This is a genomic window from Streptomyces sp. NPDC059895, assembly GCF_042731035.1.
Classification (GTDB): domain Bacteria; phylum Actinomycetota; class Actinomycetes; order Streptomycetales; family Streptomycetaceae; genus Streptomyces.
The window spans coordinates 1-13,115 of the sequence record NZ_JBHWKO010000090.1 but is presented as its reverse complement, the minus strand read 5'-3'; the positions used below and the strand labels follow the sequence as shown (position 1 = coordinate 13,115).

Genomic DNA, 13,115 nt, shown 5'->3' with positions numbered 1-13,115 from the left:
ATCCGCCGCTACATCATCTGGCGAAACCGCCATGCCGACGACCGACGCCTACGCGCGGTCGTCGACAGGGCAAACGTTGCTTGATGCGGCACTAGTCTTCCTGGCTTCGCTCCAGCCTTTCGAGCCGCTGTGCGAGCTGCCCCCATGCCTGGGCGCACTCCCGCGCCAGCAGCGCGACGTTCTGCGAGCAGTGGCTCGGCACCGAGTGGGCCATCTGCGCGATGGAGGAGTGCGCCCTGAGCAGGCGCAGTAACTGTCGACCGTTCCTGGTGTACCGCAGCGAGGGATCGCGGGTGAGCTGCCGCCAGGAGGACGTCATGTCGAGGTCCGAGGCGGCACCGTCCGCGACGGGCGCTTCGGACCAGTTCACCGCGGCCGCCTTTGCCGCCTGGCCGGCCGGGACCGGGGAGTCGCCGCGCAGCACACGGCGTCGCACGTCGGCGACGGTCCCGAGGGAGAGCCCCGTCTCCTTGGCGACCTCGCGGAGGGTGATGTCCGGTCGCGCCGCCATGAGTTGCGCGGCCTTCCGGCGCCCGTCCACGGTACTGGCCGGCCGCACCCGGCCGTCCCTGCCCACGCGACTGTTCGACTGCGCAGTCTGCTCAGTCGAACAGCGTACGGCGGCGACGGTGTGTGCCGAGATGCCCACGATCGCGGCGATCGCACGGTCCGACGAGTCCGGGCACAGGTCGAGCAGCCGGCCGGCTGCCGCGCGCCGGTCCGCCGCGGTCAGGGGCAGCCCGTGCGCGTTGTTGGCCCTCACCGCGAGGATGAACGCCGCTTCCAGGTCGCCGTCGAAGAACGTGACCTGGATGCTCCTGTCCCCCCTGAGGCTCGCCGCCTTCAGCCGGTGCATGCCGTCGATCACGCGCATCGTGTCCCTGTGCACGATGATGGGCGACATACGCAGTTCGGACTCGGCGATCAGGCAGACGTGCTCCTCACTGATGCCGTCGAGCCGGATCGGGTCGGCGGGAAGAAGCTGATCGATGTCCACCGTGGTGACTTGACCGATGAAGTCGTCCTCAGAGACCAGGCCGTTCTCGCGGGAAACGGAAAGCACTGACACCATCGCACCTCTCGACTCCGTGCTGGTATGCGATCTGATGTACTGCGCGGCCGACCGAATGGGCAGCGCACCGCCACCGGGGCAGCGTCGGTGGTGTCCCGGAGGCATGTGTTCGGTCAGGGTCGCCGCTCGCGCCTGAAGTCGCCCCGTGGTCCGGCTGCCGGGGCTGGCGGCGAGAAGGCAGAAGACGCTCGAGCGGGCCCGCGTTCCGGCAGGCGGGCATGAGTGGAAGGGGGAGGGGGACCGAGCGATGTTAACGCTAACATCCGCTGCGCGCCATGGTGAAGATCTTCGCGGACGCGTGGATGTCCGCGGAGGCCGACACCCTCCGAGCGGCGTACGGGCAGGCGGCGAACGCGTCGACCACCCCGGTGGCCGCCGCCCGTGCGAGAGGGACGCGGCGCCGGCACCGTCGGGCCGGCCGAGGGACGGGCCCGCGGGCCGCCCGCCGGATCCGCGTCATTGCAGCACGGGATGGGGGTGGGTCAGGATGGCCCGCGTGATGACAGGAGTGATGTTCGACGCCTCCGGCACGCTGATCCGGGTGGAGGACACCGCCGCGTGGCTCGACGCGGGTCTGGCCGAACTCGGCCTCGAACTGGACGACGAGCAGCACACGGCGCTGGTGGCGCGCCTCGACGCTCTGGGCGCGCTGCCGGGAACCCCGGCGCCCGCGTCCGTGCCGGAGCCGCTGGTCGAGGCGTGGGCGCTGCGGGAACTGGATCAGGAGGCGCACCGGATCGCGCACACCGGTCTCGCGCTGGCGGCGCGGCTGCCGGACGAGCGCTTGGCGCAGGTGCTGTACGACCGCCACATGCGTCCCGAGGCCTGGTGGCCGTATCCGGACGCGCTGCCCACCCTCGAAGAGCTGCGGCGCCGAGGCGTGCCGGTGGCGGTGGTGAGCAACATCGCGTGGGACCTGCGGCCGGTCTTCCGGCGGCACGGGCTGGACGAGTTCATCGACGTGTACGTGTTCTCCTTCGAACGCTCGGCGCAGAAACCCGATCCGGGCCTGTTCCGCACGGCGCTCGCCGAGCTCGGGCGGGCACCGGAGCAGGTGCTGATGGTCGGGGACGACGTCTCCACGGACGGCGGGGCCGTCGCCGTCGGCTGCGCCTTCCACCACGTCGCGCACCGGCCGGTGGACGAACGTCCGGACGCGCTCCACGCCGTCCTCGGCCTCGTCTCCGCCGCTTCCTGAACGATCACCGGTGGTGAACACGCCGGACGCCTCGGTACGTTGCCGAAAGCGCTCTGCCGCCGCGGCACCGCGGAGGAAGGACCGGAAGCACCATGCCACCGATGCTGAGCATCGTCGTACCCGTATTCGATGTCGAGCTCTACCTCTCCGCCTGCCTCGATTCGCTGGTCGGTCAGCGCATCGCCGACACCGAGATCATCGTCGTCGACGACGGCTCGGTGGACGGCAGCCGCCCGATCGCCGACGCGTGGGCGCGCAAGGACTCCCGGGTGCGGGTCATCGAGCAGCGCAACTCCGGCCTGAGCGCGGCCCGCAACACCGGCGTGCGGGCGGCGCGCGGGACGTACCTCGCCTTCTGCGACGGCGACGACGTCGTGCCGTCCGGCGCGTACGCCGCCCACATCGCCTCGCTCGAAGCCTCCGGATCCGACTTCTCGACCGGCGACGTGCGGCGGATCGACAGCACCGGCGTGCGCCCCCACCCCGGATACCGGGACGTGTTCGCGCAGAGCCGGCACCGCACCCACATCCGCCGCCACACCGAACTGGTACGCGACCGCATGGTGTGGAACAAGGTGTTCCGCCTCTCGTTCTGGACCTCGCGGGAGCTGGCCTTCGCGCTGCCGGCGTACGAGGACGCGCCGGTCATGATGCGCGCGCACATCGAGGCCTCGGCGGTCGACGTCCTGTCGGAGGTGGTCTACCACTGGCGGATCCGCGAGGCCGGCGCGCCCTCGATCACCCAGCGGCGCGACGAGCCCGCGAACCTCGCCGCCTGCATGCGGATGGTGGTCGACACCTACGACGTCATCACGGGACTGGCCGAAGACCTCGTCGCCCCGTACGCGAACGACATGTGCCGCGGCGACATCCGGGACGCGCTCGACGGCCTGAGGCTGCATGACGAGCACGTCCTGGGCGAGGCGCTGTCGCTGGCGCGCTCGTTCGTCGAGCGGGTGCCCCCCGAACTCATCAGGGGCCTGCCCGCAGCGGAGAGACGTCTGATGGACCATCTGGTCCGCGGCGAGCTGGCCGAGATCCGGCAGCTCGTGAACGAGGCACCGCACGCCACCGCGAACGAAGGGGAACCAGCACAGTGAGCGCCGAGACCGCCCCCGAATGGTCCGAGCTCGACGACAAGGCGATCGCGGTCAGTCGTACCCTCGTCGCCGACGCGGTCCAGCAGGCGGGCGGCGGCCACTCCGGCGCGGCGATGGCCCTCGCCCCGGCGACCTACCTGCTCTTCCAGCACCTGATGCGGCACGATCCGGCGGACCCGGCGTGGATCGGCCGCGACCGGTTCGTCCTCTCCTGCGGGCACACGAGCCTGGCGCTCTACGTCCAGCTCATCCTCTCGGGCTACGAGCTGGCCGTCGAGGATCTCGCCCGGCTGCGGCAGTGGGGATCACCGACCCCCTCGCACCCGGAACGCGGTCGCACACCCGGCGTCGAGATGACGACCGGGCCTCTCGGCCAGGGCCTCGCCACGGCGGTCGGCATGGCGATGGCGGCGCGGAAGCAGCGCGGCCTGTTCGATCCGGACACCCCGCCCGGCCGGTCCGTGTTCGACCACACCGTCTGGGTCGTGGCGTCGGACGGCGATCTCCAGGAGGGGCTCACCAGCGAGGCGTCCTCCCTCGCCGGCCATCAGCGGCTCGGCAACCTCGTCCTCCTCTACGACGACAACCACATCTCCACCGAGGGCGACACCGAGCTGGCGTTCAGCGAGGACGTGCTCGCACGCTACGACGCCTACGGCTGGCACACCCAGCGCGTCCGGGACATCAACGACCTTCCGGCCCTGCACGGCGCGCTGACGGCGGCGCGCGACGAAGCCGACCGTCCCTCGATCATCGCGGTCGAATCCGTCATCGCCTGGCCGGCGCCGAACGCCCGGGGCACCGCGAAGTCGCACGGCGGGCCGTTGGGCGCCGACGAGGTGGCGGCGACCAAGAGCCTGCTCGGGCTCCCCGAGGACCGGACCCTCCACATCCCCGACGACGTGCTCCGCCACCTGCGTCAGGGCGCTGAGCGGCGTCGGGAGGCACGCGCGGACTGGAACGTTCGGTTCGACAAGTGGCGCGCCGGCAGTGCGCGGGCCGCGGAGCTCCTCGACCGCATGACGAGCGGCGGCCTGCCGGACGGGTGGCGGTCCGAGCTCCCCGCGTTCCCGGCCGGTGCGCGGATGGCCACCCGCGCGGCGTCCGGCGCGGTGCTGAACGCGGTTGCCGGGGCGCTGCCCGAGCTGTGGGGCGGCTCCGCGGACCTCGGCGGGAACAACTGCACGGTGATCCACGGCGCCGACAGCTTCCTGCCCGGGCCCAAGGGCGGCTCACCCTACGGCCGCAACCTGCACTTCGGCGTCCGCGAGCACGCCATGGGCGCGATCCTCAACGGCTTCGCGCTCTACGGGTTCCGGCCCTACGGAGGCACGTTCCTCGTCTTCTCGGACTACATGCGCCCGGCGGTGCGTCTCGCGGCCCTGATGGAGCTGCCGGTGACGTACGTCTGGTCGCACGATTCGATCGGCCTCGGCGAGGACGGCCCGACGCATCAGCCCGTCGAGCACCTCGCCGCACTGCGCGCGATCCCCGGGCTCGACGTGGTGCGCCCGGCGGACGCGAACGAGACGGTCGCCGCGTGGCGCACGATCCTCCAACGCGGCGACCGTCCCGCCGGCCTGCTCCTGTCGCGACAGGAGCTGCCGGTGTTCGACCGGCCGACGGACGCCGAGGCAGGCGAGGCCGCCAGAGGTGGCTACGTGCTCGTCGAATCCTCGGCTCCGACGCCCCGGGTCATCCTGATCGGCACCGGGTCCGAGGTGCAGCTCGCGGTGCGCGCGGCCGAACTGCTCGAGGCGGAGGCGATCGCGACCCGGGTGGTGTCGATGCCCTGCGTGGAGTGGTTCTACGAGCAGGACCCGGCCTACCGCCGCCGCGTCCTGCCGCCGGAGGTCGGGGCACGCGTGTCGGTGGAGGCCGGGGTTGCCCTCGGCTGGCGTGAATTCGTCGGCGAGCACGGGGAGATCGTCGCCCTGCCGCACTACGGTGCCAGCGCGCCCTACGAAGTCCTCTACGAGAAGTTCGGCCTCACCGTGGACCGGGTCGTGGGCGCCGCCCGGACCAGCCTCGCGAGAGCGGAGGCGCACACCGGCCCCTGACCGACCCGGCCCGGTGTGAAGCCTTCCGAGGCCCGGCCGGCACTCCTGGCGCCCCGGCGGAGAACCCGCGAGGTCCTCCGCCGGGGCGGATCACCGACTCACCGCCTGCGACGCCTGCCGCTTCGCCTTCAGCAGCGACATCGTCGCGTCGGCCACGTTCGCCCGGCCTGGTATGCACAGTTCCGCTCCGCGCTCCAGCGCGTCCAGCGCGACGGCCGCGACATCCTCGGCGGATCTCCACATGATCGGTGGGATCGCCGCGATCTCCTCGGCGGTGAATCCCGCACGCCGGTCGAAATCGGTGGGAACCGGACCGGGGCACAGGGCGGTCACGGTCACCGCGGTTTCCTGGAGTTCGAGCCTGAGCGTGCGGGTGAAGGACAGCACGAACGCCTTCGATGCTGCGTAAGTGCCCTGTCCGCCCATCGGTTTGAAGGCAGCCGTCGAGGCTATGTTGAGAATCGCACCCGAATTGCGGGCGATCATGCCGTCGACGAATGTGCGGCACAGATCCACGACGCTCACCACGTTCAGCTCCAGGTGTCCGAGCTCCGCGTCGAGGTCGCACTCCGCGATGCTGCCGCGGGTAGCCGCACCGGCGCCGTTGACCAGTATGTCGACGGCCAGCCCGGTCCGCCTGACGCGCGCCTGGAGCTCTGCCCGGTCCGCCCGACTGGTGAGATCGGCTTCGACGGTCTCGACCCGGGCCCCGTGCTCGCGCAGCTCATCCGCGATGCGCCGCAGCCTGTCCCCGTCGCGCGCCACCAAGGTGGTGCCGTAACCGCGCGACGCGAGCGCGTGCGCCATGGCCGCGCCGATACCCGATGACGCTCCGGTGATCAGCGCGGTTCCCCGCGGACACGGTGGTGGAAGTGACATGAGACCCATCCCGTCGTGAGTGCCCGGACATGCATTCCTGCGCCGCGGCCGCAATCGGCGATTGTTCATTCTCGCGCGCACGAACCGCTCCGCCTTGCATCGGATTCAGCGACGACACCTGAGGCGGGTGAGTATCGCCCGGCCGATACTGTGATCGTATCCCCGTGGTGGACGGGGACTTAAATACTGCAACGGTGCTTGTTCTGAGTGCCGGGCAGTTCTCAGGGGCTGCGTCCGCGTCGTTCGTAGTGAGCCCTTTCCAACCTGCTGATGCAGTCCGGCGGTTGGCGTGACAGACGAGTAAAGCCCCTGGTAGACGGGTTCACGACCAAGATCACCCGTTCCGCCAGAGGCTTCACGTGCTTGTCTACCCGTCCGGACTGGACCTGTCCAGCTCGCATCTTCGTTTCCTCGCCGCCCGTCTTCGTGAACGCCGCCGTGCGATCGGCAGCCGGTGGTGTCGGCCGAGCGCCGGCCGGCAGGCCCTGCTCGTGCTCGCCCACCTGCGCCACGGTCACCCATACACCCAGCTCGCGGCCGGGTTCGGTATCGGAACCACGACCGCCTACCGGTACGAGGCCGTGGAGGTCCTGGCCGCACTTGCTCCCAGCCTTGCCGAAGCGGCACGGACCGCATCGTCGAAGGCATTCGTGCTGCTGGACGGGACGCTGCTGCCGACCGACCGGACCGCTGCGGACCGGCCCTTCTACTCCGGCAAGCACAAGAAGCACGGCATGAACGTGCAGATCCTCACGGACCCGGCGGGTCGGCTGCTGTGGGCCTCACCGGCCCTGCCGGGCGCGATCCACGACGTCCGCGCCGCCCGCGAGCACGGCATCATCGACGCTCTCGCCGAAGCCGACGTCAACTGCTGGGCGGACAAGGGCTACCGAGGAGCCGGAGGCACCGTCCGTGTCCCCGTCTGGGGCCGCTGGGAGACGCTCTCCGCCGGTCAGCAGGCCGTCAACCGGTCCCACGCGAAGATCCGGGCCCTCGTCGAACCCGCCATCGCCGCCCTGAAGACGTGGCGCCTGCTGCGCAAACTACGTTGCTCGACCACCCGCGTAACTGGCCTCGTTCAGGCAGTCCTGACCCTCCACCTCACCAGCACGAAGTGAAGTCGGAAAGGGCTCAGTGTCAGCCCCGCAATCGTGTATCGGTCTTGAAAACCGTCGTGCGGCCGGCCCCGCCCGGCTCGGCACCCGCGCCGCCCGCACCGTACGTTTTATCAGGTCACCCACCCTGGCCCTGGGCCGTCTGTGGGCCGTCCGAGGGCGGCCGTTGTCAACAGACGATGACAGCTGCCGACCGCTCTCCCCCTGCTCAGAGGCTGTCCGCCTGGCCCGAGCTCAGGCGCCAAATCCCGCACCTTGAGGACGTCGGTGATCTGGTCCGGGCGGATCGAAGTGCATGGTCCATATGCCGCAGCCCAGGGAGGCGGCGCCCAGGGCCAGCCAGCCGGGCTTCCAGCCTTGGTGGTGGTGCATCGTGCGCACCACACAGCGCAGGCCCAGTGCGGCGCCGAGACACGCCACCAGAAAGGCCGCCACAGGGGTCACCACCCCGTAGCTGAACCCGCCCTGTCGAGCCGGACATAACTTCCTCCCGTGCTTTTTCGTGCTCCGTTGCTCGGTGCGGTCAGAGGCCCGTGGTGTTGAGGAGAAGGTCGGGGCTGCCGGTGCCGGCGTCGGTCACCGCGCCCTCCGTGGCGGCCGCCTCGATCGCGGCGGTGACCGTCGCCGGGCTCGCCGAGGGGTGCTTGGCCAGGTAGAGCGCGGCGGCGCCGGTGACGTGCGGGGTCGCCATGGAGGTGCCGCTCTTGACGGCGGTGGCGGTGTCGGAGGAGTAGCCGAGGGAGGTGATGGAGGACCCCGGGGCGAAAAGGTCCACGCAGGTGCCGTAATTGGAGAAGTTGGAGCGGGCGTCGGTGCTGGTGGTGGAGGCGACGGTGATCACCGAGGGCTCCCGGGCGGGTGACTGGTCGCAGGCCTCGACGGCGTCGTTGCCGGCGGAGACGGCGACGGTGACCCCGGCGTCGACCATGCCGGCCACCGCGGCGTCTTTGGCGTCGCTCGCGCTGCCGCCTATGGAGACGTTGGCGACGGCGGGCAGTTGGGCGTTGGCGGCGACCCAGTCGTATCCGGCGATGACGTTGGCGGTGGTGCCGCTGCCGCTGCACTTGAGGACACGGACCGCGACCAGGCTCACGCCCTGGGCGACTCCGTAGGTGGCACTGCCGACCGTGCCGGCGGTGTGGGTTCCGTGGCCGTCGCAGTCGGAGGCGACGGTGTCCCCGTCGACGAAGTCGTAGCCGTAGGACGCGCGGCCGCCGAAGTCGCTGTGGGTGATACGGATGCCGCGTGCCGTCGGTGTGGATCTTAGAGCGCGCTTAAGGGAGGGTTCGGAGACCGATAAGGAAGCGGTGCGACCGGCAGCGGAACCTGCCGCAACCGCGGGTGGATCAGCAGGACACGCCGCAACAGGCCGCCGGGCGGTCCCCCCAGTGGAGAACCGCCCGGCGACGTCCGGGTGGGTGAACCGGCCCGTGCGTTACCGCACGTCGTAGGCCCGGGTCACGGTCTGGGAGACCGAATTGCCGTTGGCGTCGGTCATATCGGCCCTGAGTGTGACCGACTTCCCCGTAGCTCCGCTGTGGTCGACCACCGCGTTCCACACCCCGCCCCTACGCTCGGTGCGCGCCTCGGTCCAGGTCTCGCCGTCGTCGTAGGAGTAGGCGAGCTTCACCGAGGTCAACGTGCCGGGCCGGTATCCCGCGTGGCCCGTCGCCGTGAGGGCGATCCGCTGACCGGATTGCGCCGGGAGGGTCTTGAGACCGTCCTCGGGCAGGTCGTAGTGCGGGAAGAGCAGCGGGATGCCCTGGGAGTAGACGTCCTCGTCGAGGGCGGACCGGAAGGACCAGGTGGTCGACGACTGCACGGAACGCTTCCAGACCCGCGCCGGGATGCCGAACTTGGCCGTGTTCAGCGTGAGTTCGTAGGACGACTCCTCGGCCGGGACGGTGAACACCCCGAACGGGTAGGGACTCTCGCCGATCGTCTCGCCCTCCCGCTTCAGCACCATGTTGCCGATGTCACCGAAGCTGCCCTGGAGTCCCTGGTGTTCGCTGTCGCCCCAGAAGCCGGGTGCGACACCGATGAGGTTGCCCTGTCGTTCGGCGGCGAGCGTGTCGTCGCCGTTGCCGTCGAGCGGGGTGGTCGGGGCGAGGACGCCCCCGTACCACTCCTCGGTCCGCTTCTCCCCCTTCTCGTACGTCCGTACGGGACTGACCATGGCCTCGCCGAACGGGAAGCTGCTGGACACGTACTGGCCCCAGCCCGTCGTGCCGGGGGTGACGTACTCGGTGCGCCGGAACGGCGCCGGGACCGTCTCGATGCTGCCGAAGTAGGCGGACAGGCCGTTCGGGCGGGTCATCGTGCGGGTGTCGATGTGGTCGGTGGCGGTGCCCGCCATGGAGTGGTACGTGGCCGTGGTCGCCGCCAGGTCCTTGTCACGGGCGCGGTAGGTGCGGTCGCTCTCGACGGGGCCCGTCTCCGGGTACGCGAGGTGGTAGACGTACGGGCTCTTCGCCGTGGCCGTCCACCGCAGGGTCACGTCCCCGGCCGCGAGCAGGGCCTCGGCCTCCTCGGTCGGGATCGCGAGGATCGGCAGCGCGCCGCCGATGAACCCGGCCGACGGGTACCAGCGGCCCGGCGCCTCGCGGTAGCCGAGGACGGCGACGGCGCCGGCCGCCTTGGCGCGGTTGGCGACCTCGGAGGCGGAGCCGCTGTCGGGCAGCCTGACGAGCGCGATCTTTCCCCGGGTACCGGAGAGTTCGTCCGCCGTTCCGGACCCCGCGTCGAAGAGCGCCGCCTCTCCCCTGCCGTCGAGGTTGACGGAACTGGTGGACGCGGTGACCGGGTGGAGCTTCTGGCCGCCCACCACGGCGAGTTCACCGATCTGCGGGGCGGCGGTGCGCCAGAAGCTGTCGAACTCGAAGGTCCCGTCGCTGGCCCGGCCCTGGACGGAGGCGTAGTAGCCGCGCAGGGACCGGCCGCCGTTCGCGGTCCCGGCGTGCAGCCAGGTGCCGTCCCACGCACGGGCGAACCCGAGGGTGGCGCTGCGCAGTTCGGACGGCTTGTCCGTGCGCACGCTCAGCCGGTGTGCCGTGCGGGCGTCGAGGACGATCGTGGTGTCGCCGCGGATCTCCACCTGCGGACGGGCCAGATAGGAAAGGGAGTTGTAGAGCGTGCCGGCCGTCTCCGGGGTGGTGATGAAGCTGGAGAGGAAGTAGCTGCCCGGACGGACCGCGTACGTCTGGTCGGCGGCGCCGTTGTTGAAGCGGCGCTCGCCGCTGGCGTCGTCGGTACCGATGAGGTCGACGGAGGAGGCGCCCGTTGCCGGGTTGCCGAGGCGGTCGATCAGCTCGACGCGCACGGTGACGGTCTCCGGCTGGACGTACAGCGCGAAGGGGGTGGAGACGGTGACGCCGTCCGAGACGGCGATCACACGGCCCGTGATGTCGCCGTACTGGGCGCGCTTGAGGCTCGCCGTCGGGTCGACCTCCAGGGGCACCTGGACCGTCCCCCCGGCCGGGACGGTCACCGAACCGGTGGCCGGGTGGACGATCGACGAGCGGACGGCGGAGCCGTCGTTGCCGGTGACCCCCGTCACCGACAGCTTCAACTTCACCGTTCGGTCGGAGGTGTTGGTGTAGGGGACGGAGACCGTCGTACGGTCACCGGCGTCCTGCGGCCAGGTGAAGGTGCCCGCCTGGACGGCCGAAGCGCCCAGCACCGTCTGGTCGACGGCGCCCTTCACGTCGAGACGTCCGCCGCCGGTCTCGCGGACGTCGCCGGGGATGTCCGTCTCGGCGGAGGAGACCAGGGCGGCCTTGATCTGTGCGGCGCTCCAGTCGGGGTGGCGCTGCTTGACGATGGCGGCGGCACCGGCGACGTGCGGGGTCGCCATCGACGTACCGCTCATGGACTGGTACGCGTAGACGCCCCGGCCGCCCGCGTTGGCGGCGGAGATGTCGACGCCGGGGGCGGTGATCTCGGGCTTGAGGGTGTGCGAGCCGTAGACCGGGCCGCGGCTGGAGAAGGAGGCCGTGGAGTCGTCGCGGTCGACGGCGCCGACGGTGAGGACGCTGGGGGCGCAGCCGGGCGAGGAGACCGTGTTGTCGCCGGGGCCGGTGTTGCCGGCGGCGATGACGAAGAGGGTGTCCTTGTGCGTCTGCGCGAGTTCCTCCGTGGCCTGGGCCATCGGGTCGGTGCAGTCCGTCCGGGACGGGTTGCCGAGGCTCATGGAGACGACGTCGGCGCCCTGGCCGACCGCCCACTGCATACCGGCGATGATCCAGGAGGTCTCGCCGGAGCCGTAGTCGTCGAGGACCTTGCCGTTGAGGAGGTCGGCCCCGGGCGCCACGCCCTTCTTCTTCCCGTCGCTCGCGGCGCCGGTGCCGCCGACGGTGGAGGTGGTGTGGGTGCCGTGGCCCTGGTGGTCGTCGGCGTCCGCGGAGTCGGTGAAGTTCCGCGAGGCGGTGATCCGGCCCTTGAGGTCCGGGTGGTCGGCGTCGGCGCCGGTGTCCAGGACGGCGACCTTCGTGCCCTTGCCGTCGTAGCCGGCGGCCCAGGCCTCCGGCGCGTGCACCTGCCGGGTGGAGCGGTCCAGGGTGGCCTCCACCTTGGAGTCGAGCCAGAGCTTCTTGACGGAGCCCTGGGTCACGTCGGCCCAGAAGTCGTCGGCCTGCTCCTTGTCCGCGTCGAGGGCGACCCCGTCGATGGAGTCGAGCACGAGGTCGCGTTCGGCGCCGCGCGGGGTCTTCGGGACGCTGCGGGCGGTGACGGCGCGGTCGTAGGTCGCGATCAGCGGCAGCGCGTCGGTGTGCGCGTCGTCGTAGCCCTGCCGGACCAGCCCGGTGACGTTGAAGAGTTCCTCGTCGACCCGTCCGGCGGCGAGCGCCTCGATCGCGCTCTCGGGATAGACGTACAGGTCCTCGCCGGCCTGGCGGGTCTGGGTGAAGGGGGTAGTGCCGTCCTCGCCGGGCAGGGCGACGGCCCCGTCCCCGGTGACGAGGACCCGGTCGCCGGTGACGAGGGTGACGACGGAACCGGCGCCGGAGGTCGCCCGGCTGCCGGTCAGCGGTCTCGGATCCCCGGCCGCGTGCGTGGGCGCTGCTGTCGTGACGGCCAGGACGGCGGCGGTCGCCACCCCCAGGGCCGTACGGCATATCGCTCTCACCAAGATCGCTCCTCTGGCGTGTCGCCGCCTGCCCGCGGGCACGTGAGCCCAGGCCGAATCGGCCCAAGTCGGGTTGAACGGGCGGTAGTTGATACTGCGGTGGCGCCACGATGGCAGAGGGGCGGGTGGTGCGGGGATGATGTGCGCGGCGGGTTTGTGCCGTGGCCGGTTCAGGCCACGGTCGGTGGCGGGGGTCACAGGGTCTTCAGGCTCGGCTCGCGGACGGGCGTCCGGGCTCTGTCGGCCGACGGGGTCTACGGGAGGGGTGGCTTCCGATGCTGGGTGCGCTGGGGCTGGACGAGACGCACGAGGCGGCGTACCGGACGCTGGTGTCCGTGGGCGTGGCCGAGGTGCCCGACCTCGCGCGGCGGCTGACGCTCGGTGAGCACGACACCGAGCACGCCCTGCGCCTCCTGGAACGGCACGGGCTCGCGGCCCGGTCGACGGCCCGCCCCGGCCGCTGGGTCGCCACTCCCCCGGGCGTGGCCCTGGGCGCGCTGCTCGTCCGGCAGCGGCACGAGCTGGACAAGGCCGAGCTGGCGGCGGCGCTGCTCGCCGAGGAGTAC

At 71.2% G+C, this 13,115-nt stretch carries 8 protein-coding genes and 2 pseudogenes; 6 read left to right on the top strand and 4 right to left on the bottom strand.

The window, feature by feature from the left end; all coding sequences use genetic code 11:
• A pseudogene (locus ACFV9M_RS40900) lies at positions 1 to 84 on the top strand (transposase); the annotation flags it as partial.
• A gap of 7 nt (positions 85 to 91) precedes the next feature.
• Here the strand turns inward: ACFV9M_RS40900 and ACFV9M_RS40895 are convergent.
• Complete coding sequence (locus ACFV9M_RS40895; RefSeq protein ID WP_385067950.1) at positions 92 to 1,072, bottom strand: ParB/RepB/Spo0J family partition protein; 981 nt, start codon at positions 1,070 to 1,072, stop codon at positions 92 to 94.
• 499 nt (positions 1,073 to 1,571) lie between these two features.
• Here ACFV9M_RS40895 and ACFV9M_RS40890 point away from each other — a divergent pair, with 499 nt between their 5' ends.
• The 3 genes from ACFV9M_RS40890 (at position 1,572) to tkt (ending at position 5,430) form a co-directional block, all read left to right on the top strand.
• Positions 1,572 to 2,270 (top strand): HAD-IA family hydrolase, encoded by a 699-nt coding sequence (locus tag ACFV9M_RS40890; protein WP_385067947.1) that lies wholly within the window; start codon positions 1,572 to 1,574, stop codon positions 2,268 to 2,270.
• 101 nt (positions 2,271 to 2,371) lie between these two features.
• On the top strand, positions 2,372 to 3,370 hold the full coding sequence (locus ACFV9M_RS40885; protein WP_385067944.1) for a glycosyltransferase family 2 protein: 999 nt from the start codon (positions 2,372 to 2,374) through the stop codon (positions 3,368 to 3,370).
• A complete protein-coding gene (tkt, locus tag ACFV9M_RS40880; RefSeq protein ID WP_385067940.1) occupies positions 3,367 to 5,430 on the top strand; it encodes a transketolase in 2,064 nt (687 codons plus the stop codon). Before ACFV9M_RS40885 ends, tkt begins: the two co-directional genes overlap by 4 nt.
• Before the next feature lie 90 nt (positions 5,431 to 5,520).
• Here the strand turns inward: tkt and ACFV9M_RS40875 are convergent, their stop codons facing one another.
• A complete protein-coding gene (locus tag ACFV9M_RS40875) occupies positions 5,521 to 6,309 on the bottom strand; it encodes an SDR family NAD(P)-dependent oxidoreductase (RefSeq protein WP_385067937.1) in 789 nt (262 codons plus the stop codon).
• Positions 6,310 to 6,668: 359 nt separating this feature from the next.
• Between ACFV9M_RS40875 and ACFV9M_RS40870 the strand changes: the two genes are divergently transcribed.
• Positions 6,669 to 7,427 (top strand): transposase family protein, encoded by a 759-nt coding sequence (locus ACFV9M_RS40870; RefSeq protein WP_385067934.1) that lies wholly within the window; start codon positions 6,669 to 6,671, stop codon positions 7,425 to 7,427.
• 520 nt (positions 7,428 to 7,947) lie between these two features.
• Here ACFV9M_RS40870 and ACFV9M_RS40865 read toward each other — a convergent pair.
• Positions 7,948 to 8,673: pseudogene (locus ACFV9M_RS40865) on the bottom strand (S8 family peptidase); the annotation flags it as partial.
• A gap of 186 nt (positions 8,674 to 8,859) precedes the next feature.
• Positions 8,860 to 12,549, bottom strand: coding sequence for a S8 family serine peptidase (locus tag ACFV9M_RS40860; RefSeq protein WP_385067959.1), 3,690 nt, complete (start codon positions 12,547 to 12,549; stop codon positions 8,860 to 8,862).
• 275 nt (positions 12,550 to 12,824) lie between these two features.
• Between ACFV9M_RS40860 and ACFV9M_RS40855 the strand changes: the two genes are divergently transcribed.
• Positions 12,825 to 13,115 (top strand): helix-turn-helix domain-containing protein (locus ACFV9M_RS40855; protein WP_385102712.1); only part of this gene is annotated, 291 nt, incomplete at its 3' end.